This window comes from Hahella sp. NS-SX17 (assembly GCF_057367735.1).
On record NZ_CM170632.1, the window covers coordinates 7,030,722 to 7,050,407 of the forward strand.

Sequence of the window (19,686 nt, forward strand, 5' to 3'; positions counted from 1 at the left end):
CTCTTATGCACGACTATCAAAAAGCGTTTATTGAGTTCGCCATTCAGCGTGAAGTGCTGAAATTCGGCCAATTTACACTTAAATCCGGCCGCAGCAGCCCGTACTTTTTTAACGCCGGATTATTCAATACATCCACAACGTTAGCGCAAATCGGGCACTTTTATGCGGCGGCCTTAACTTCCAGCCCGTTGCAATACGATATGCTGTTCGGGCCGGCTTACAAGGGAATTCCCCTGGTTTCCGCTCTCGCCGTTACGTTGGCCAACGAAAAAAGCATGGACGTTCCCTACGCCTTTAACCGCAAAGAAGCCAAAGCCCATGGCGAAGGCGGCGTCATCGTTGGCGCTCCGCTGAAAGGCAAGGTGCTTATCGTGGACGATGTAATTACTGCAGGCACAGCCATTCGTGAAGTCATTTCGATCATCAAGGCGAATGGCGCGGAACCCGCTGGCGTGCTCATCGCTCTTGACAGGCAAGAGCGCGGACAGCATCAGTTGTCGGCGATTCAAGAGATAGAGCAAAACTACCAGATTCCCGTCACAGCTATTATCCAGCTAGATCAAATTCTCGAGTTTCTTAAGTCCGACCCGCACTTTTCCGACAACTATAAGCAGGTTGCCGAGTATCGTGCCGTTTATGGCGTACAAAGTTAATTCGTAACTTCCACTAAACGTAAATCAGGCAGCCACCCGGGCTGCCTTGAACATCAGACTGAACCCGACCAGTATTGTCAGCACTTCAAAAGCGCGCTTCACCACCGCACTGCCTTTGGCGATGGACCAGTGAGCGCCAATATATCCTCCAGCCAGAGCGCCCAGTACAAGAGGCGCCAGCCAGTCCCAGCGCACTTCCGTCTGCAGCGCCAGCGAAAGCGCGCCCAATCCGTTCCAGAAGACGCCAACTAAAACCAATGTGTACGCCACCGCTCCTTGATAGCTTAGACCGAACCACACAATCAGCCATAAAGTAACAAACAAACCTGTTCCCGAAGTGATAGACCCATTCAACACGCCGATTCCAAATAAGCCCATTGCTCCCGCTATATATCCCGACGGAGAGCGGTGCTTGCTACACTCCTTCATCCCTAATTGCGGCGAGCGAATTGAATAGACGCCCAAGCCAATCGTCAGAAGACCTAGCGCCATCTGCGCGACATTGTCATCAACACCTAAAATAACTTGCGCGCCAAGCAGCACGCCTGGGAGGCCCGCCGCCAACATATACAGAGCAAAACGCCCATCCAGACCTCTTTCCCTCATATGGCGGAAAGAAGCGCCCACTCCCAAAGCTACACTCGCCACTTTATGAGTAGCCAAAGCCACAGAGAAACTCAAGCCTAAAAACAACAATGCAGGAAGCTGCAGCAAACCAGAGCCGCCACCGGCCAAAGCGGATAGTCCGTTGGCAATTAATGAAATTATGAATAACATTATAAAAGTCATGCTAATTCCGATATGACCTTTAAACCCACTTATCAGGGGTTACCCAAGCGAAGTAACCATAATATAACTACATGATGCCATTAATAAAAATCAGGGGAGCAAAGATTGCCGCAGGCGCGCTGCTCTGCTTGATGTCACTAACATTCGTACAGGCCGAAACTCTATTTTATCGATACAAGGACCACAACGGCACATTAGTGTTAGGGAATTCCGTTCCACCGGAGGCGGCGAAAAAGGGTTACCAGATTGTTGATGCATTCGGCCGCGTGATTAAGGACATCCCCGCCGCATTAACTCCAGAGCAAATTATCGAACGCGACCGCAAACTAGCGGAAAAAGCGCAAAAGGAAGAAGAAGCCCGCAAACAACGCGAAGCAGATGAACTCCTGTTACGACTTTTTAGCCATCCCGATGACGCCGCCCGCGCCCGCGACCGTAAGTTGCAGGAACTGGACGGGGTGATCAGCCTCAAACGCAACAACATTGAGGTGCTGGAGAAGAAAGTAGCGGCCCAAGAGTCTCGGGCTGCGGACGCAGAAAGAGCTGGACGCGCGGTGCCGCAGGACCTACTGGATGACATTCAACGGGACGTCAGTCAGATACAAAGGCTGCAGAATGAGGTCACGGCCCATGAAAAGGACCGTCAAGAGACCACCGCTGACTACGCTCAGAAAATCGAACGTTTGAAATTCCTGCTTGAAAAGATAAGCAACTAGTCCGCTTTTTCGCACCTGCCAACCAAAAGAGCGCCAACCGGCGCTCTTTTGCCAAGAGTGCGGATCTCTTAGGCTGCAGCTTCTTCCTCAGTAGTTTTAGAGGCCGGCTTTTCTGCAGTTTTTGTGGTTTTCTTAGCCGTGGCTTTGGATTTGTTGGCCTCGTCATCGCTGTCTTTTTCTGCGCCTTCGATTTTAGCCACCAGATCCGCAGCGAAGTCGTTTACACGCTTATTCCAGGCGCGGAACGAAGAGTATACGTTGTCCAGGACTTGATCGTGCATTTCACGCACGGACTTAACGGACAAATTCTTGGCTTCCTGCTCTAATTTTTCCGCGTATTCGAAAGGTTTCGCAGCAAGAGTGCGGTGCTGCTCTTCTACTGTTTTGATTCCTTTTTCTACAGCGTCCTGAATTTGCTCCTGATATGACTTGAGCTTGCCCATCTTTGGTCTCCTACCGGTTACTTTGAGATAAGGAACCCAGTTCCTTGCCTTGATTGCGCCCTCAAGATACGTGCAAAAATTAGAATAATCATACTAATCCAAGCCGCTGAAACTGGGGCTGAAGGCCAATTTGATCTACCTCAGAAAATCATGGAAAAAATCCATTTACACTAGAGCTTGCAGCCGCTCCAACATTGCTCGCAGCCCTGTTAGCTATACTTTTGAAGACATTCGCCGTTTATCGAAACACAGCGCGCCCTTGATGAATATGACAGCTTTAACCCGCCTTCTTTACGGTGGCCATTCCAACCAGCTTCACGCCTTTTTGAAGCGGCGCTGAGCCGCATTATCCATCCTCCGACCGGCATGAACAGTCTGCTTGATGCGCAATACCCGCTTCCCCATCTGGCCATAGCATTGCTGCTTGGGCTGACTATCGGCATACAGCGTGGCTGGGTCAACCGTCATGAAGAAGCTGGACATCGAGTCGCAGGCGTAAGAACGTTCGCTCTCATTGCGCTATTAGGCGGTTTGTCTACCTGGCTGGGTGAACAAATGGGAGAGTGGGTGCTGGCGGCGGGCATCATCGCCCTTGCGCTGATTCTTATTGCCGCTTATGTCACCAGCCAGAGACAACGACTGGACATGAGCATCACGAGCCTGATTGCTTCCATGCTGACTTTTTTCTTTGGCGCTTTATGCGTCATGGGGGAGTTCTCTGTTGCCGCCACTATGACGGTAGCAACCGCCATAGTGCTCGATCTCAAACCGGAGCTGCACGGCTTTCTGAAAAAAATACGGGATGAAGAGCTGGACGCCGGGCTCAAATTGCTGGTGATGACCGTCGTCATGCTGCCGGTGCTGCCCAATCGAGGGTTCGGCCCCTGGGGAGCCATCAACCCTTATGAAGTTTGGTGGATGATTGTCTTAATCAGCGCGATCTCCTTTGTTGGCTATTTCGCAGTCAAGATAAGCGGCCCGTCCAAAGGAGTACTGATAACCAGCCTGTTTGCGGGCTTGAGTTCCTCTACCGCGCTCACACTGCACCTGTCCCGGGTAGCGAAAGACAATCAGCAGCATGCCTCGCTGCTTGCGTCGGGGGTATTGATTGCCTGCGCCACGATGTTCCCAAGGCTGCTACTGGTCATCTACATCGTACACCCACCCCTAGGCTGCGCCCTTGTTCTTCCCTTCGCCATTATGGCCCTGTACGTGTACGCCGCCGCGTTCTATTTTTGGCGCAGCCAATCAGAAGTGAAAATCGAGCAGCCCAACCTCAGGCAAAATCCATTGGAAATATCCTCTGCTCTGTTCTTTGGCTCCCTATTGCTTCTTATCATGCTGCTCTCCAACGCCCTGCACGAATGGCTGGGCGCCAGCGGCGTCTATGTATTAAGCGCCATATCCGGCCTGAGCGACGTGGATGCTATCAGCCTGTCCCTGGCCCGTCTCGCCAGAGAGCCGGAAAAAGTCACGTTACTGATAGCCGGCTGGGGCGTTTTCATCGCCGCCTGCAGCAACAGTCTGGTCAAAGCCGGCCTGGCTTGGACCATAGGGAACCGGCCGCTGGGAGTTAAAGTCGCCGCTACTCTCGCCGCCTCCAGCGCATCAGGGCTGGCGATTCTGATCTTTAGCCCATTTTGAATGGGCTAACCTCGATAAACCAACATGAAGTACAAACTATGAACAAACCTGAACTTCTGGCTCCAGCCGGCTCACTCAAACACATGCGCTTTGCATTCGCTTACGGCGCCGATGCGGTTTATGCAGGACAGCCTCGCTACAGCCTGAGGGTGCGGGAGAATGACTTTAATCTCGCTACTCTCGCAGAAGGAATCGAAACGGCGCACGCCCAAGGAAAGAAATTCTACGTCGCCGCCAACATTGCCCCCCACAATAGCAAGGTGAAAACCTTTCTGAACGACATGGCTCCTGTGGTTGAGATGCGACCAGATGCACTAATCATGTCCGACCCCGGATTGATTATGATGGTTCGAGACAAATGGCCTGAGACACCGATCCACCTCTCCGTGCAGGCCAACGCCGTCAACTATGCCGCGGTTGAGTTCTGGCGCAGACAAGGACTGGAGCGGGTAATTCTGTCGCGGGAGCTGTCTTTGGAGGAAGTCGCGGAGATCAAGGAAAAGTCGCCGCAGATGGAGCTGGAAGTCTTCGTTCATGGCGCGCTTTGCATCGCTTACTCTGGGCGCTGCCTATTATCCGGCTACATCAATAAGCGAGATCCCAACCAGGGTACCTGCACAAATGCCTGCCGCTGGAAATACAACGCCATTCCAGCCACCCAGGATGACGCAGGCAATATCACAGCGCAGACCTGGGAACCAGCGCAGTCTCAGTCTTGCAGCTCAACGCTGGGAGATGGCGGGGTCACCTCAGAAATGTTTCTGTTGCAGGAAGATGGTCGACCAGATCAGCTGATGCCCGCCTTTGAAGACGAACATGGCACTTACATTATGAACTCCAAAGATCTGCGCGCCGTTCAACATGTGGAGCGATTGTGTCGCATCGGCGTACATTCTTTAAAAATTGAGGGTCGCACCAAGTCCCACTACTACGTCGCCAGGACGACGCAAGCATACCGCCAGGCCATTGATGACGCTGTCGCCGGGGCGCCATTTAACCTGTCGCTGATGGACGATCTGGAGAAACTGGCGCATCGGGGCTACACAGAAGGCTTTTACCGTCGCCATGTGCATGACGAGTATCAGAACTATGCGAATGGCACATCACTGTCCGGCAAACAACAATTCGTCGGCGAAGTATTGGAGTACTCTCCCGAGAATGGCCAGGCCGTGGTTGACGTAAAAAATAAAATATCCATTGGGGATTCCGTCGAAATTATGACGCCTAACGGGAATATGAGCTTTATTGTCAAAAAAATGGAAAATAAAAACGGACAAAAAATTGACGTCGCCCCTGGCTCCGGCCATCGCATTCGCCTGGCTTTGCCGGAAGATGTACCGAGCCGTCTGGACTTCAGCTTACTAATGCGAAACCTATAGCCACTCACCTGGAACGTGATAGACCTTTGAGCCTAGCCACATGGAAGTATGGCTATCAAATCCAAGTCGAATTATATTTTTGTGGGTAGTTAGTCACGAATTGATCATAAAAAGATAGCGTCGCGTCCGAATGTCGACTTTACTGAGCAATCAGCTCCTTTCTAAAAACTAGAAAGTCAGATGTTTTGACAACTATTAAGCCGTATATCCAAAAGACTTCTTAAAAATCGCCATGAAGATAGAACTGCTTGGCAGCGAAGCATTGCTGCGCGCCCGCAAGCTGATTGCATTTTTGTTTTTGGGAACCATAGTAGCGACGGGCTCTGGTTGTAACCTGTCCGACGCATTAAGCGGGGATTCGCCCAAAAGCGCCGCTCACAGTGGAGACGCCACAGAGGGAGACGACTCATCGTCTTCTAACCCCAGTGCGGGAGTGCAAGAGCCGGTTACGCCAAAAACCCTTTCCTGGAACACCCCCTGGACCCGTGAAGACGGCTCCTCCCTCGCCCTTAGCGAAATCGCCGCTTATGAAGTGGCCTATCGTAATATTTCCGAAGGTGAAGACGGTCGCCTAATGATAGATGACGTTGGCGTCACCACATTGAGTTTGTCGGAATTCACTTCCGGCAAATATGGCTTCAAAGTCAGAGTAATTGATTATGATGGCGTGGCGAGCGACTATTCTCAGGAGGTCACCGCCACTCTGAATAACGGATAGCTTATATTCACTCCCAGCAAGGCTGAGAGTTTTGATAGCCGCCTACAGGGCGGCTATTTTATGCGCAGATAATAATTTAGCCTTCATTTCATCCGGGTTTTTCAGCGTATTCCCCCTTTCAGCCTCATGCTGATAGCCTTTGCTATATTGGCTGATCAGACGGGATATCCAGAATCGCAACGCACCGACCCGCAGCGCCTCGCTCCATTGGCTTTTCTCGATGGCAGTCAGAGGGCGTTTCTTGTCATAAGCCTCAACCAACGCGCGCAGCTTCTCCTGATCGTAATGCCCTTCTGCATCGCAGCACCAATCGTTACAAGCGACGGCGAGATCAAACAGCCAGCAATCGTGACAGGCATGGTAAAAGTCAATGACGCCGCTCACCTTGTCGCCGTCAAACATGACATTGTCAACAAACAGATCCCCGTGAATCCAGCCGCTTGGACATTGCGCCCATATGTCGGCCTGCTTCTGGAAGTGCTCAATTTCTGCGCTCAACAGCGTCAGTTCGTCCTGCTTGATGTGAGGAGCCAGATCATCCCGATGAGACTGCATCCATCCCACTGTACGCACTACTTCACGACGGCCAGGTGCAGACCGGGAGGACAGGTGCATAGCGCCAAGCAAATCGCCGGCGATAGCGCACTGTTCACGAGAGGGGGTATCCAGATGGCCGCCGGCAATTCTGGGCGCCAGCACGCACGGCTTACCTTCTATATAGGCCAGGGATGAACCATCCAGCATGGGATGCGGCGCTGGCGTAGGAAATCCCTGTTGCGCCAGCCCCTGCATCAGATCAATAAACACAGGGAGTTCCTCGGCGGTCACCATCTCAAAGATTGTCAGCACCCAGCGTGTTTCTTCGCCGCCGCTTTTCACACTGACAAAGTAGTTGGTGTTTTCTATCCCCGCCGCAATACCTTGAAATTCCGTCACTTCAGGCGTATCAAAATAAGATTCCAGTAACGTCTGCAGTTGCGCTGGAGATACTATCGTAAAAACCGCCATTAACCCGCCTTATTCACTACTACTAAAACTTGATTTCACATGCATCCTGCGACTAAGTCGTCCAAAGCATCGAGTCTTCGGCGCCTCACCATTCCAGGAGCTTCCAGCTCGGAACCAGAATCCGCGGCTTTTCCGACTGCACCCACTCGCCTGTATCGGAGGGCACCAGATAATACTCTGGTCCTATTTTAGGTACGACCTTGATCTGCACCAACTCGCCGTTCACCCGATACTCGTAATGGGTTTCCTTTTCGCCATAACGAATCTGCACTTCTGGCTCCGCCGCAGAATCTTCCGCCAGCGTTGGCGTCGCCAAAGGAAGAATAATTAACGCGAGCAAAGCTTTACGTATCCAAAAACTCATTGGTAACCTACACGCTGTTTTTTGGTAACCTACACGTTTGTTTAATCAGGCAGCGCCTGGGGTTAATTTCGCCGGGTGGACCCGGTGGCTCCATCAGCCCTCGCCCGGGCCCATTTTCGGAGATTAGCCGATCCTGCGGGATACGCTTATTCCGAGCCCATACAACCATTTAAAACCAGTACCATCTATGAGTAAAGAAAACCGTTCAGCGCCTGTCGTCCTGGTAGACGGCTCCTCGTACCTGTTCCGAGCCTACCACGTCCCCAACCTGAAAGAGCTGAGAAACTCCCAAGGGCAGCCTACTGGCGCCATCAGAGGCGTCATCTCCATGCTGCGGAAGTTGCAAAAAGATTATCCGGAAAGCCAGGTGGTCGCCGTTTTCGACGCCAAGGGCAAAAACTTTCGCCACGAGATGTACCCCGATTACAAGGCCAACCGGCCGCCTATGCCAGAAGATCTCGCCTGCCAGATTGAGCCGTTATACGACATTGTCCGCGCGATGGGGCTGCCTTTACTTATTATAGAAGGCGTAGAGGCCGACGATGTTATAGGCACGCTGGCCCATGAAGCAACCACAAAAGGGCTGGATGCGGTAATTTCCACGGGCGATAAAGATATGGCCCAGTTGGTGAGCCCTCATGTCACTCTCGTCAACACCATGACAGACACCACCATGGGCAGAGAAGGCGTCGTCGAAAAGTTTGGCGTCCCCCCGGAGTTGATCGTGGATTACCTCGCGCTCATCGGCGATACCGTAGACAACATCCCCGGCGTCAACAAATGCGGTCCCAAAACGGCAGTTAAGTGGCTCGGTGAGTTCGGCTCACTGGCGCAGGTGATGGAACGGGCGGATGAAGTCAAAGGTAAAATTGGCGAAAATCTGCGCAGCAGCCTGGAGCAGTTACCATTGTCGAAAGAGCTCGCCACCATCAAGACTGACGTCGAGTTGCCTTTCACATTGGAAGAGGTTTGCCCCAACCCTGTCGATACGGAATCACTACGTAAATGGTTTACGGAGCTGGAATTCAGAACCTGGATAAAAGATCTGGACGCTTCGCCATCAGCACAAGCAGCAGCATCCGAAGCCAGCGCCTCCCCCGCTCAAATCGAGGAGCGGGATTATCAGGTCGTTACGGAACAGGATCAGTTTGATCAGTGGATCAAAGCGCTGACTGACGCCAAAACATTCAGCTTCGACACAGAGACCACCAGCCTCAATTATATGGAGGCGGAGATCGTCGGCGTGTCCTTTGCGATCGAGCCCGGCAAAGCGGCTTACGTGCCTGTGGCGCATGACTACATGGGCGCGCCGGAACAGTTGGAGCGAGATAAAGTTCTGGCCGCGCTCAAGCCCCTGCTGGAGGACCCCGCATATCGTAAGATCGGCCAGAACCTGAAATACGACGCCCACGTATTAGCTAATCATGGCGTACAACTCAACGGCATCGCCGAAGACACCATGCTGGAGTCCTACGTATTGAACTCCACCGCCAACCGTCACGATATGGACACCCTGGCCTCCAAACACCTGGGGCGGGAAACCATCCACTTTGAAGATATCGCAGGAAAAGGGGCGAAACAGCTGACCTTCAACCAGATCAGCCTGGAGCAAGCCGGCCCTTACGCCGCTGAAGATGCGGACATCACCCTGCAATTACATCACGCTCTGAACCCGAAACTAAAGAAAGAGGGACGTTTGGAGCAGGTTTATCGCGAAATCGAACTCCCGCTGGTTCCGGTGTTGATGCGGATGGAACATCGCGGCGCGTTGGTGGACAGCCAGCGCTTGCGCACCCACAGCCAGGAGTTGGCTGAGCGCATGCTGGAGCTGGAAGAGGAAGCCTATGAAAAGGCCGGCCAAAAGTTCAACCTCGGCTCGCCCAAGCAGTTGCAGGAGATTTTCTACGAGAAGCTCGGCTTCGACATCATCAAGAAAACGCCGAAGGGACAGCCCTCCACCGCCGAGCCAGTGTTACAGGAACTGGCGGAGAAGTATGAGCTGCCTCGCGTCATTCTGGAGTATCGCGGCCTTTCCAAGCTGAAGTCGACCTACACTGACAAGCTGCCGGAAATGATCAACCCGCGCACCGGCCGCGTGCATACCTCCTACCAGCAGGCGGTCGCCGCCACCGGGCGTTTGTCGTCAAGCGATCCCAACCTGCAAAACATCCCTGTGCGTAATGAGCAGGGCCGCCGCATCCGACAAGCCTTTATCGCTCCCAAGGGCTGCAAGCTGATCTCCGCCGACTACTCCCAGATCGAGCTGCGCATCATGGCTCACCTGTCCGGGGACGAAGGCTTGTTAAAGGCCTTCTCCGAAGGCCTGGACGTGCATCAGGCGACGGCGGCGGAAGTCTTCAACGTCGCGTTCGATGAAGTCAGTTCCGAGCAACGCCGCAAAGCCAAGGCCATCAACTTCGGTCTGATCTACGGCATGTCCGCCTTCGGTCTGGCCCGTCAAATACACGTTGAGCGCGGCGAGGCGCAGAGCTATATCGACAAGTACTTCGAGCGTTACCCCGGCGTGCTGAACTACATGAACCGCATCCGCGCGGAAGCTCAGGATACTGGCTACGTTGAGACCTTGTTCGGACGTCGTCTGTATCTACCGGACATACGCTCCAGCAATCGCAATCTGCAACAGGCCGCTGAACGCACCGCCATCAACGCCCCCATGCAGGGTACGGCGGCGGATATCATCAAACGCGCCATGCTGGCGGTGGATGCCTGGCTGGAAGGCGAAAATGCGCCGCCCGCGAAAATGATCATGCAAGTGCACGATGAATTGATTCTGGAGGTAGAGGAAAGCGCCGTCGAGTCAGTTAAGGAGAAGCTGACGCAGATTATGTCTTCCGCCGCGGAATTGAACGTGCCGCTGTTAGTGGAAGCTGGCGTTGGCAATAACTGGGATGAAGCCCACTAGCGCCCCCTGAAACACAAAACGGCGGGGTCTTAGGACTCCCGCCGTTTTTTATCCGCTTCAAACAGCGATTTTCAGCGATCAATAATCCTGGTCGTCACTCAGCGACAAACTGTTGGCGGCGCCCTGCAGCTTGGTGATATTACTGTCTGCGCCAAGTTTGATCATCAGACGCAGATCGTTCGCGGAGTCCGCATGAGACAGCGCGTCTTCGTATGTGATCTCGCCCGCAGCATAGGCGCGGTATAACGCCTGATCGAAAGTCTGCATGCCCTGTTCCGACGACTTGGTCATCAGTTCTTTCAGCTTGTGAACTTCCCCTTTACGGATCAAGTCAGCAGCCAGCGGCGAGTTGATGAGAATCTCCACAATCGCCCGACGCCCCTTGCCATCCGGAGTCGGCACCAATTGCTGCGCCACAATGGCCTTCAGGTTCAAGGACAAATCCATCCACACCTGGTTGTGCTGCTCAGGCGGGAAAAAGTTGATAATCCGGTCCAGCGCCTGGTTAGCGTTGTTGGCGTGTAATGTCGCCAAACACAAGTGGCCGGTTTCCGCAAATGTCACCGCATATTCCATGGTGTCGGCGGAACGCACCTCCCCGATCATGATGACGTCGGGAGCCTGCCGCAGCGTGTTCTTCAGGGCCACTTCGAACGAATCCGTATCCAGCCCCACTTCCCGCTGCGTAATGATGCAGCCGTGATGCTGATGGATATATTCGATAGGGTCCTCGATGGAGATGATGTGACCTTTGCTGTTGCGGTTCCGGTGGCCGATCATCGCAGCCAGCGACGTGGATTTACCTGTGCCAGTGGCGCCGACGAAGATAATCAGGCCCCGCTTGGTCATGGACAGAGACTTGATAACCTCCGGCAGATGCAGGTCGTCCAGCTTGGGAATATTGGTCTCAATACGACGCAACACCATCCCGCACAGGTTGCGCTGATAAAACGCGCTGACCCGGAAACGGCCAATGCCGCGGGCGCTGATTGCGAAGTTGCACTCATGCGCGACTTCAAAATCCGCACGCTGCTTTTCCGACATAATGGAAAACACGGTTTCCCGCGTCTGTTCAGGAGACAGCGGCGACTTGGTGATAGGCACCATACGGCCGTGAACTTTGATGCTGGGCGGCACCCCAGCTGTGATAAAGAGGTCCGAAGCCCCCTTTTCCACCATGATTTTTAACAGCTTGTCGAAATCCATCACAACACCCCAATGGTAATAACGCTACAGCGACCGGCATACGCCGGGATAAGGTCGCGGCGTCAGAAATTCTCCGGCATTTTGGCTTTTTCGCGCGCGGCTTCGCGGCTGATCAGCCCTTTAGAAATCAAATTGTGCAGACACTGGTCAAGAGTCTGCATACCCAACGCGGCGCCAGTCTGGATAGACGAGTACATCTGGGCGACTTTGTCTTCGCGTATCAGGTTACGAATCGCCGGCGTGCCGATCATGATTTCATGGGCCGCCACACGCCCGCCGCCGACCTTCTTCAAAAGAGTCTGCGAGACGACCGCCTGCAACGATTCGGAGAGCATGGATCTTACCATGGCTTTTTCTTCCGCAGGAAACACGTCGACCACCCGGTCAATGGTTTTCGCGGCGGAGGTGGTGTGCAGGGTGCCGAATACCAAGTGCCCGGTTTCCGCGGCGGTCAGCGCCAGACGGATGGTTTCCAAGTCCCGCATCTCACCGACCAGGATGATGTCCGGGTCTTCCCGCAGGGCTGAGCGCAGCGCTTCACTAAACCCTAAGGTGTCGCGGTGTACTTCGCGCTGGTTCACCAGACACTTCTTACTTTCGTGTACGAACTCGATAGGGTCTTCGATAGTGAGGATGTGGTCGTAACGGGTATCGTTGATAAAGTCGATCATCGCCGCCAGCGTCGTACTCTTACCGGAACCTGTTGGTCCCGTGACCAGACAGAGTCCGCGAGGCTTCAGAGCAATATCCTTGAACACCTGCCCCATTCCCAAGTCTTCCATCGTCAGCACTTTGGAAGGGATGGTCCGGAATACGGCTCCGGCGCCGCGGTTCTGGTTGAAGGCGTTAACCCGGAAACGGGCGACCCCGGGAACCTCGAAAGAAAAATCCGTCTCCAGAAACTCTTCGTAATCCTTGCGCTGTTTATCGTTCATAATATCGTAAATCAGCGCGTGTACTTCTTTATGCTCCATCGCGGGCAGGTTAATTCGCCTGACATCCCCGTCGACGCGTATCATGGGAGGCAACCCGGCAGATAAGTGTAAGTCGGAAGCGCCCTGCTTAGCAGAGAACGCAAGCAACTCGGTAATGTCCATTAGGAATCCCCGCTTTGAACCTTATAATGACATGCAGCCTTCCGGCGGCCCTCAAACAGCGCCACCTCCCCACGACGACGGAAGGAACTGAATTTTGTCGGCGGGTTGGTTACAATCTGCGCGTTTCGACGCAGCCTAAGCTATTGATAGAAATAATATGTTCAGCATAGCAGACAACATCAAAACAGTAAGCCAAAGAATACAAAATGCAACAATATCCGCGGCCCGGCCGGCGGATTCCGTGACGTTGCTCGCAGTCAGCAAAACCAAGCCGGTGGAGGCGATACGAGCCGCCTATGAAGCAGGGCTCAGGGATTTTGGCGAAAATTACCTGCAGGAGGCGCAGGATAAAATCACTCAGCTGCATGAACTTCCCATCGTGTGGCATTTCATCGGCCCTTTGCAGTCCAATAAAACCCGTCCCGTGGCGGAGTTGTTCCAGTGGGTGCATACAGTCGACAGGGAAAAGATCGCCCGACGCTTGTCCGAACAACGCCAGGAGGACGCAGCCCCTCTAAATGTCTGCATTCAGGTCAACATTAACGACGAGCGCAGTAAGTCTGGGGTGTCGCCAGATGAGGTCGCGCCTCTGGCGAACATTATCAGCGCGCTACCCGGCCTGCGCCTGAGAGGCTTGATGTGTATTCCTGATCCGACTCAGGGTGAAGAAGCGCTGGCCTCCACCTTCAAGGAGTTGAATCGCCATTTTGCTGCGCTGCAAAGCCGCTTCGATAGCGTAGACACTCTATCTATGGGGATGTCCGATGACATGGAAGCCGCCATTGCCGCCGGCTCCACCATTGTTCGCATCGGCTCCGCCATCTTTGGCGCCAGAAACTACTAAAATGCAGCGAAATCAGCGGATTTTAGCCATCCACACTTTAAATCCGCCACGACAAACATTATTAAGACAGTTGGCGATAGTCGTACCCGCAAAGAGAATATTATGAACAAACACCCACAGCTTACTTTTATCGGCGCCGGCAACATGGCCCGTGCGATACTCGGCGGCCTGATTGCGAATGGCTACCCTGCAAATCGGCTGGCCGCGACAGCGCCAGCGGAGCAAGAGTTGCGCGAAGCCGCAGACGCTTTCGGCATTCCAACCAGCACCGACAATCAAACATTCATGGCGGACTGCGACGCGCTGATCCTGTGTGTAAAGCCCCAGGTCATGCAAGCAGTCTGCGAAGGGCTGGCTGACGCCGTCCAGCAGCGCCGCCCCTTAATCGTCAGCATCGCCGCCGGCGTTTCCTGTGAACAGATCGAAGCCTGGCTGGGAGGCGACCTGCCCGTGGTGCGCTGCATGCCGAATACTCCCGCTCAAGTCCATTTGGGCGCCAGCGGACTCTACGCCAACCCTCGCGTCAGCGATGCCCAACGAGACATTGCAGATAATCTGTTCAGCGCAGTCGGCATTGTCGCCTGGACATCGAAGCAAGAGGACATACACACGGTCACAGCTTTGTCTGGAAGCGGTCCTGCTTATTGCTTCATGTTCATGGAGGCAATGGAGGAAGCTGCGGCGTCCCTCGGTCTGGACCCAGCCAACGCCCGAACCCTGGCGATTCAAACCATGCGTGGAGCCGCTGAATTGGCGACTCGCAGCGACGAAGGCCCCGCACAGCTGAAAAAACGCGTCATGTCTCCCGGCGGCACGACGGAACAAGCCATCAAAAGCTTTGAGGAACAGGATATGAAAGCGATGGTGAAAACCGCTATCCGCAAGGCTTGGGAGAGGTCTTACGAATTGAGCGGTGATCGCGCGCCGGAATAATCGCCTTGACGGTCGTGAGCGAATGGTTTTTTCTTGCAGGCGGCTAGAGCAACTTCCAGACGGATATAAAGCCTATGTTACAAATTTTGTTAGAAGTCACATACTACATCGGGATGTTCTACATAAGCGTGGTGCTGATGCGGTTTATCCTCCAGGTATCCCGGGCGGATTTCTACAACCCGATCAGTCAGTTCGTGGTCAAAGCCACCAACCCATTATTACTGCCGCTCAGGAAAGTCATTCCCGGCTGGAGAGGGCTGGACTTCGCCTCTCTGGTGCTGGCGCTGTTGTTGTCCATTTTGCTGGTCATCGTCATCACATTAACGCCACTCAGCCATATCCTCCCGCTCATGGGCCTTATTGTAACCAAGGCGATCCTGATGATGATCAAGTGCGTCATCAATATCTACCAGTTCGCCATCCTCATTATGGTCATCATCAGCTGGGTGTCTCCGGGCAGTTATCACCCAGGCGCACAACTTGTCCACCAGATTACCGAGCCTTTGATGCGCCCCGTACGCAAGATCATGCCGCCAATTGGGGGGCTGGATCTGTCGCCCATGGTGGTGTTGCTGCTTCTGTTCGTGATCAGCCGAGCCCTCTCTATTGCCTGACCCGTCGCTCTCCCGGTGCGTCAGTCTGCAGGATGAGCGAACGCTTATCCTGCAGTGTCACTTGCAACCGGGCGCCAAGAAAGATGAGATTGTCGGACTACATGGCGACGCCCTGAAAATCAAAATCAGCGCCCCTCCTATCGATGGCCGGGCCAACCAGCAGTTGATACGATTTCTCGCCAAAATCTGCGGCGTCAAGCAGATGGATGTTCAAATCCTAGCCGGTGAAAGCGGCCGTCAAAAGCGTATTCGCGTGAAAAACTTGACGGATATCCCAAAGCTACTAAAACCCTATATATGATAACAAACCGTTACAAGGCGGTTTGAAGCCCTATCCGGCAATATAAACGCTTGATTTTCCTGGGCTACCCGATACAAAATCGAACCTGAACAATTTTTCATCATATCGCAGTCACCAACACGGACACAGCAGCGCCAACGGAATCCCATATAATGGCAACCTTAGGGTCAGAGCGAGAAACAACAAAATGAGCAGTGGACTAAGTTATCACGTCGAAGCCTACCACCAGTGGAAAAATACCCTGATCCGGGAGATCGCCCACTATCAGAGTTGGCTGCGCACCAACCAGCTGAACTCTGACGATCTGGAGCTGAAAATGCAGCGCTGCGCCCAGTTGCTGCATGAAGACAACCTCACCATCGCCTTTGTCGGTGAGTTCTCCCGTGGCAAGACCGAATTGATCAACGCTCTGTTTTTCGCCGAGTTCGGCCAGCGTATGCTGCCTTCTCAGGCCGGACGCACCACCATGTGCCCCACCGAGCTGTTTTATGATCGCGATGGCGGCTCCTATCTCAAACTACTCCCCATAGAGACCCGCAGCGAAGAAAAATCCCTGGCGGAATACAAGCGCAGCCAGGAGCACTGGGTGTATTACCCGCTGGACATGAGCACTCCTGAATCCATGCGGGAGTCCCTGGACCAAGTAGCGCGCACCCGCACTGTCAGTTTCGAAGAAGCCCGCCGCCTGGGGTTTGAGATCGGCTCTCTTGAGCGCGACCCCAGCCATCCCGGCATGGCGATAATACCAGCCTGGCGCCACGCGCTGATCAGCCTGGAAAATCCGATGCTGCAACAAGGCCTGCGCATACTGGATACCCCCGGCCTTAACGCGCTGGGCTCCGAACCCGAGCTGACCGTCAGCATGATTCCGAACGCCCATGCCGTGATCTTTATGCTCGGCGCGGATACTGGGGTCACCGCCAGCGACATGGAGATCTGGACCGACCACATCTTCACTGAGCACTCTGATCACCGCGCAGGCCGCTTCGCGGTGCTTAACAAAATCGATGTCCTCTGGGACGACATCCAAGGCGAAGAGCATACCAACAAGGCTATCGCCAAGGTGCAGGCGAAAACCGCTGACCAGTTGGGCCTCAAGGCGGAAGAAGTGTTATTGCTTTCCGCCAAGCAAGCGCTGGTCGGCCGCATCAAAGGAGATGAACAAAAGCTGCGCAGCAGCCGACTCGATGAGCTGGAAGCCCTGCTCACCGACCGCATCCTGGGTCAGAAAGAGCGGCTGATCACCCATAACGTCGTCAACGATGTGTTGGGGATGCTGCAGACCAGTCAGGCGATTCTCCAGTCCCGCTACGCCACATATCAGGAAAAGCTGGAAGAGTACGAAAGCAAAGGCGTCAGCGCAGACTTCCTGCGTGAGCTGACCGACAAGACTCAGGACGATTACAACTTTTACTACAAAAAGCTGTTTACGCTGCGCTCCAGCCGCCGTCTGATGAAGTCCCAGGCTATGATTTTGAATAATCTGGTGAATCTGGAGCATTTCGAGACCCACGCAAAGAAAACCCGGGACGAACTAATCAACAGCTGGACGACTATCGGCATGGGCCGCGCCATGGCCGGCTTCTTCCATGCGATCGAAAACGACATCAGCAACCTCAACCACGAAGCCAGGCTGGCTCAGAAAATGGTGGGCTCCATCTATCAGCGCTACGCCAATGATACGCGCTCCAGTCATCTCCGCCCCGCGCCATTTACCATTACCAAGCAAATCCGGGAGTTGGAAGGGTTGAAGATGCGCGCGGACAAATTCCGGCGCAATCCACGCACCCTGGTTTCAGAACAAACGGCGGTGGTTAAGCGCTTCTTCAGCGTCATCGTCAGCGAAGCCCGTCGCCTCTATGAAGAAATCCACAAGGAAACGGACCGATGGCCTCAAGAGGCGCTATTGCCGATTTTGCAGCACACTATCGAGCAGAAGCAGTTACTTGAGCACCAGATCCGTCGCCTGAAAGATCTGGCGAAAACAGCCAAAGACACGCGCAGCCAGGTGAAGCGCATCGTAAGTATGATGGAAGAGATCAATCAGGAAATTCAGGAAGCGGAGCAGATACAGCGCAAGCTGCGGCGCCCCGCCCCGCAAATGCTGACTCAGAAAGTGGTCAGCCTTCCCGGCATGCAACGCTGAGGCTCCCCCATCATCCGTCGCGTGAGCCCAGCTCGCGCGACGCCCGCTAACTCCCGCTTTTTTATTCTCCCAAGCCAACTCTGGTTGGTTATTGCTATCCGGCGGATTGATTAATAGACTGCGCCACTTAGCATGTGTTTTTGAAAGGAATAGTTCGCACTAATGCCAGAGGTCATCCCACCTGACTCTGTCGGGATCGTCACGCCGCAAGTCGCTCAATTCGATATTCCTCTCACCCTGGAATGCGGAAAGCAGTTGGACAGTTTTCAACTGATGTACGAAACCTACGGGGAGTTGAACCCAGACCGCTCCAATGCGGTGCTGATCTGTCACGCCCTGAGCGGCCATCATCACGCCGCCGGTTATCATTCAATGGAAGACGCCAAGCCTGGCTGGTGGGACTCCTGTATTGGTCCGGGTAAGCCCATCGATACAAATAAGTTTTACGTCGTCAGCCTGAATAATCTGGGCGGATGCGCGGGCTCCACCGGACCTGCTTCGATTAATCCCCAGACCGGCACGGCCTACGGCCCCGACTTCCCTGTTGTCACCGTACAGGATTGGGTGCGTAGTCAAGCCATGTTGGCGGATCGACTGAACATTCCTCACTGGGCGGCGGTCATTGGCGGCAGCCTGGGTGGAATGCAGGCGCTGCAGTGGTCCATTGAATATCCTGACCGCGTTCATAACGCGGCAGTAATCGCCTCCACGCCACGCCTGTCCGCACAGAATATCGCGTTCAATGAAGTGGCCAGAAAGGCCATTACGTCAGACCCCAATTTCCACGAGGGGCGTTATGGCGAACATACGACCTATCCAGACAAAGGTTTGATGCTGGCGCGAATGGTGGGACACATCACTTATCTTTCCAACGCCTCCATGGGTGAAAAGTTCGGCCGCGATCTGCGCGCCCAGACCCTGAAGTTCGGCTTGCTGGATGTCCAGTTCGAGGTGGAAAGTTATCTGCATTATCAAGGCGAGCGCTTCTCCAAAAATTTCGACGCCAACACCTATCTGCTCATGACCCGCGCATTAGACTATTTCGACCCGGCGCGGGCGCACGAGGGCGATCTCAGCAAGGCGCTGGAGCCCGCCAAATGTAAGTATCTGGTGGTGTCCTTCACCACCGACTGGCGCTTCCCTCCGGATCGCTCAGAGGAGCTGGTCAACGCGATGGTGGAAGCCAAGAAGTCCGTCAGCTACGCGGAAGTGGACTCTCCCCACGGCCATGACGCATTTTTGATTCCGACCCAGCGCTATATGGATGTTTTCCATGGTTTTATGGGTCGAGTGGCGAAGGAGATGTCCCATGCGCGCTGACCTATCCATTATCAAAGACTGGGTTCAACCCGGCACGGAAGTACTCGACCTTGGTTGCGGCGACGGCACCTTGCTGGACTACCTGCAAACCCACAAGCAGGTTCGCGGTTACGGCCTGGAGATCAGCAGTGAGAATATCACTGAATGTCTGCGCAAAGGCGTCAATGTCATTGAGCAGGACCTGGACAGCAAAGGCCTGAGTAACTTCAAAGACAAGAGCTTCGACATGGTGGTCATGACCCAAGCGTTACAGGCGGTCAGACAGCCAGACGTGCTGTTGGACGAAATGCTGCGTCTGGCCAAGGAATGCATCATCACATTCCCCAACTTCGGTTATTGGCGACTGCGTTACTACCTGGCCCGCAAGGGCCAGATGCCGGTATCTAAAACCTTGCCCTATACTTGGTACAACACGCCCAACATCCACTTGTGCACATTTAAGGACTTTGAGGAGCTGTGTTACCAAAAGAACATCCATATCCTGCACAGGACCGTCGTGGACGACGCGCACCGGACCAACTGGCTGAACCAGCTTTGGCCTAACTTATTGGGGCAGATTGCTATCTACCACGTTACACGGTGAGGCTC

Annotated in this window: 19 protein-coding genes; 13 read left to right on the top strand and 6 right to left on the bottom strand. The window is 54.0% G+C overall.

The annotated features are described in order from the left end of the window. Positions 1-5 precede the first annotated feature (5 nt). On the top strand, positions 6-653 hold the full coding sequence (gene pyrE / locus AC2IBB_RS31640; RefSeq protein WP_011400040.1) for an orotate phosphoribosyltransferase: 648 nt from the start codon (positions 6-8) through the stop codon (positions 651-653). Positions 654-677: 24 nt separating this feature from the next. On the opposite strand, the gene AC2IBB_RS31645 is transcribed toward pyrE, so the two are convergent. Further along, the gene (locus tag AC2IBB_RS31645; protein WP_486330607.1) at positions 678-1,430 is read right to left on the bottom strand and encodes a sulfite exporter TauE/SafE family protein; all 753 of its coding nucleotides are present in this window, start codon (positions 1,428-1,430) and stop codon (positions 678-680) included. A gap of 143 nt (positions 1,431-1,573) precedes the next feature. On the opposite strand from AC2IBB_RS31645, the gene AC2IBB_RS31650 reads away from it, so the two are divergent. Next, positions 1,574-2,158 (top strand): ABC transporter ATPase, encoded by a 585-nt coding sequence (locus AC2IBB_RS31650; protein ID WP_486330608.1) that lies wholly within the window; start codon positions 1,574-1,576, stop codon positions 2,156-2,158. Between the two features lie 68 nt (positions 2,159-2,226). On the opposite strand, the gene AC2IBB_RS31655 is transcribed toward AC2IBB_RS31650, so the two are convergent. Next, positions 2,227-2,601, bottom strand: a complete 375-nt coding sequence (locus AC2IBB_RS31655; RefSeq protein ID WP_486330609.1) for a hypothetical protein — start codon at positions 2,599-2,601, stop codon at positions 2,227-2,229. Positions 2,602-2,967: 366 nt separating this feature from the next. Here AC2IBB_RS31655 and AC2IBB_RS31660 point away from each other — a divergent pair, with 366 nt between their 5' ends. From AC2IBB_RS31660 to AC2IBB_RS31670, 3 genes are all read left to right on the top strand, one after another. Next, positions 2,968-4,245 carry an MgtC/SapB family protein gene (locus AC2IBB_RS31660; RefSeq protein WP_486330610.1) on the top strand — a complete coding sequence of 426 codons (1,278 nt, stop codon included), beginning with the start codon at positions 2,968-2,970 and terminating at the stop codon, positions 4,243-4,245. A gap of 38 nt (positions 4,246-4,283) precedes the next feature. Beyond that, a complete protein-coding gene (gene trhP / locus AC2IBB_RS31665) occupies positions 4,284-5,624 on the top strand; it encodes a prephenate-dependent tRNA uridine(34) hydroxylase TrhP (RefSeq protein WP_486330611.1) in 1,341 nt (446 codons plus the stop codon). A 232-nt stretch (positions 5,625-5,856) separates the two neighbouring features. Beyond that, complete coding sequence (locus tag AC2IBB_RS31670; RefSeq protein ID WP_486330612.1) at positions 5,857-6,342, top strand: fibronectin type III domain-containing protein; 486 nt, start codon at positions 5,857-5,859, stop codon at positions 6,340-6,342. A gap of 42 nt (positions 6,343-6,384) precedes the next feature. Here the strand turns inward: AC2IBB_RS31670 and AC2IBB_RS31675 are convergent, their stop codons facing one another. After that, complete coding sequence (locus AC2IBB_RS31675) at positions 6,385-7,350, bottom strand: homoserine kinase (RefSeq protein WP_486330613.1); 966 nt, start codon at positions 7,348-7,350, stop codon at positions 6,385-6,387. A gap of 85 nt (positions 7,351-7,435) precedes the next feature. Further along, complete coding sequence (locus AC2IBB_RS31680; RefSeq protein ID WP_486330614.1) at positions 7,436-7,714, bottom strand: DUF2782 domain-containing protein; 279 nt, start codon at positions 7,712-7,714, stop codon at positions 7,436-7,438. A 187-nt stretch (positions 7,715-7,901) separates the two neighbouring features. Between AC2IBB_RS31680 and polA the strand changes: the two genes are divergently transcribed. Then, on the top strand, positions 7,902-10,637 hold the full coding sequence (gene polA / locus AC2IBB_RS31685) for a DNA polymerase I (protein WP_486330615.1): 2,736 nt from the start codon (positions 7,902-7,904) through the stop codon (positions 10,635-10,637). 78 nt (positions 10,638-10,715) lie between these two features. Here polA and AC2IBB_RS31690 read toward each other — a convergent pair whose 3' ends face one another. Both AC2IBB_RS31690 and AC2IBB_RS31695 read right to left on the bottom strand, forming a co-directional pair. Further along, positions 10,716-11,843 carry a PilT/PilU family type 4a pilus ATPase gene (locus tag AC2IBB_RS31690; RefSeq protein ID WP_486330616.1) on the bottom strand — a complete coding sequence of 376 codons (1,128 nt, stop codon included), beginning with the start codon at positions 11,841-11,843 and terminating at the stop codon, positions 10,716-10,718. Between the two features lie 62 nt (positions 11,844-11,905). After that, a complete protein-coding gene (locus AC2IBB_RS31695) occupies positions 11,906-12,940 on the bottom strand; it encodes a type IV pilus twitching motility protein PilT (RefSeq protein WP_486330617.1) in 1,035 nt (344 codons plus the stop codon). 157 nt (positions 12,941-13,097) lie between these two features. Here AC2IBB_RS31695 and AC2IBB_RS31700 point away from each other — a divergent pair, with 157 nt between their 5' ends. From AC2IBB_RS31700 to metW, 7 genes are all read left to right on the top strand, one after another. Continuing rightward, positions 13,098-13,784 carry a YggS family pyridoxal phosphate-dependent enzyme gene (locus tag AC2IBB_RS31700; RefSeq protein ID WP_486330618.1) on the top strand — a complete coding sequence of 229 codons (687 nt, stop codon included), beginning with the start codon at positions 13,098-13,100 and terminating at the stop codon, positions 13,782-13,784. A 102-nt stretch (positions 13,785-13,886) separates the two neighbouring features. Then, positions 13,887-14,717 (top strand): pyrroline-5-carboxylate reductase, encoded by an 831-nt coding sequence (proC, locus tag AC2IBB_RS31705; protein ID WP_486330619.1) that lies wholly within the window; start codon positions 13,887-13,889, stop codon positions 14,715-14,717. Positions 14,718-14,791: 74 nt separating this feature from the next. Continuing rightward, the gene (locus AC2IBB_RS31710; protein WP_486330620.1) at positions 14,792-15,331 is read left to right on the top strand and encodes a YggT family protein; all 540 of its coding nucleotides are present in this window, start codon (positions 14,792-14,794) and stop codon (positions 15,329-15,331) included. Then, positions 15,324-15,632 (top strand): DUF167 family protein, encoded by a 309-nt coding sequence (locus AC2IBB_RS31715; RefSeq protein ID WP_486330621.1) that lies wholly within the window; start codon positions 15,324-15,326, stop codon positions 15,630-15,632. The genes AC2IBB_RS31710 and AC2IBB_RS31715 overlap by 8 nt, the downstream gene beginning before the upstream one ends. A 187-nt stretch (positions 15,633-15,819) precedes the next feature. Then, positions 15,820-17,778 carry a dynamin family protein gene (locus AC2IBB_RS31720; protein WP_486330622.1) on the top strand — a complete coding sequence of 653 codons (1,959 nt, stop codon included), beginning with the start codon at positions 15,820-15,822 and terminating at the stop codon, positions 17,776-17,778. A 162-nt stretch (positions 17,779-17,940) separates the two neighbouring features. Further along, entirely contained in the window at positions 17,941-19,098 is a 1,158-nt protein-coding gene (gene metX, locus AC2IBB_RS31725) for a homoserine O-succinyltransferase MetX (protein ID WP_486330623.1), read from the top strand. Next, the gene (gene metW / locus AC2IBB_RS31730) at positions 19,088-19,681 is read left to right on the top strand and encodes a methionine biosynthesis protein MetW (RefSeq protein WP_486330624.1); all 594 of its coding nucleotides are present in this window, start codon (positions 19,088-19,090) and stop codon (positions 19,679-19,681) included. Before metX ends, metW begins: the two co-directional genes overlap by 11 nt. Positions 19,682-19,686 lie beyond the last annotated feature (5 nt).

Bases quoted from the DNA above. Each gene is read 5' to 3' on its own strand.
- AC2IBB_RS31675 (WP_486330613.1), bottom strand. From the start codon at position 7,350: ATGGCGGTTTTTACGATAGTATCTCCAGCGCAACTGCAGACGTTACTG.
- metX (WP_486330623.1), top strand. From the start codon at position 17,941: ATGCCAGAGGTCATCCCACCTGACTCTGTCGGGATCGTCACGCCGCAA.
- AC2IBB_RS31670 (WP_486330612.1), top strand. From the start codon at position 5,857: ATGAAGATAGAACTGCTTGGCAGCGAAGCATTGCTGCGCGCCCGCAAG.
- AC2IBB_RS31710 (WP_486330620.1), top strand. From the start codon at position 14,792: ATGTTACAAATTTTGTTAGAAGTCACATACTACATCGGGATGTTCTAC.
- AC2IBB_RS31695 (WP_486330617.1), bottom strand. From the start codon at position 12,940: ATGGACATTACCGAGTTGCTTGCGTTCTCTGCTAAGCAGGGCGCTTCC.
- AC2IBB_RS31700 (WP_486330618.1), top strand. From the start codon at position 13,098: ATGTTCAGCATAGCAGACAACATCAAAACAGTAAGCCAAAGAATACAA.
- metW (WP_486330624.1), top strand. From the start codon at position 19,088: ATGCGCGCTGACCTATCCATTATCAAAGACTGGGTTCAACCCGGCACG.
- AC2IBB_RS31720 (WP_486330622.1), top strand. From the start codon at position 15,820: ATGAGCAGTGGACTAAGTTATCACGTCGAAGCCTACCACCAGTGGAAA.
- AC2IBB_RS31650 (WP_486330608.1), top strand. From the start codon at position 1,574: ATGTCACTAACATTCGTACAGGCCGAAACTCTATTTTATCGATACAAG.
- AC2IBB_RS31680 (WP_486330614.1), bottom strand. From the start codon at position 7,714: ATGAGTTTTTGGATACGTAAAGCTTTGCTCGCGTTAATTATTCTTCCT.
- AC2IBB_RS31690 (WP_486330616.1), bottom strand. From the start codon at position 11,843: ATGGATTTCGACAAGCTGTTAAAAATCATGGTGGAAAAGGGGGCTTCG.
- AC2IBB_RS31660 (WP_486330610.1), top strand. From the start codon at position 2,968: ATGAACAGTCTGCTTGATGCGCAATACCCGCTTCCCCATCTGGCCATA.
- AC2IBB_RS31655 (WP_486330609.1), bottom strand. From the start codon at position 2,601: ATGGGCAAGCTCAAGTCATATCAGGAGCAAATTCAGGACGCTGTAGAA.
- pyrE (WP_011400040.1), top strand. From the start codon at position 6: ATGCACGACTATCAAAAAGCGTTTATTGAGTTCGCCATTCAGCGTGAA.
- polA (WP_486330615.1), top strand. From the start codon at position 7,902: ATGAGTAAAGAAAACCGTTCAGCGCCTGTCGTCCTGGTAGACGGCTCC.
- proC (WP_486330619.1), top strand. From the start codon at position 13,887: ATGAACAAACACCCACAGCTTACTTTTATCGGCGCCGGCAACATGGCC.
- trhP (WP_486330611.1), top strand. From the start codon at position 4,284: ATGAACAAACCTGAACTTCTGGCTCCAGCCGGCTCACTCAAACACATG.
- AC2IBB_RS31645 (WP_486330607.1), bottom strand. From the start codon at position 1,430: ATGTTATTCATAATTTCATTAATTGCCAACGGACTATCCGCTTTGGCC.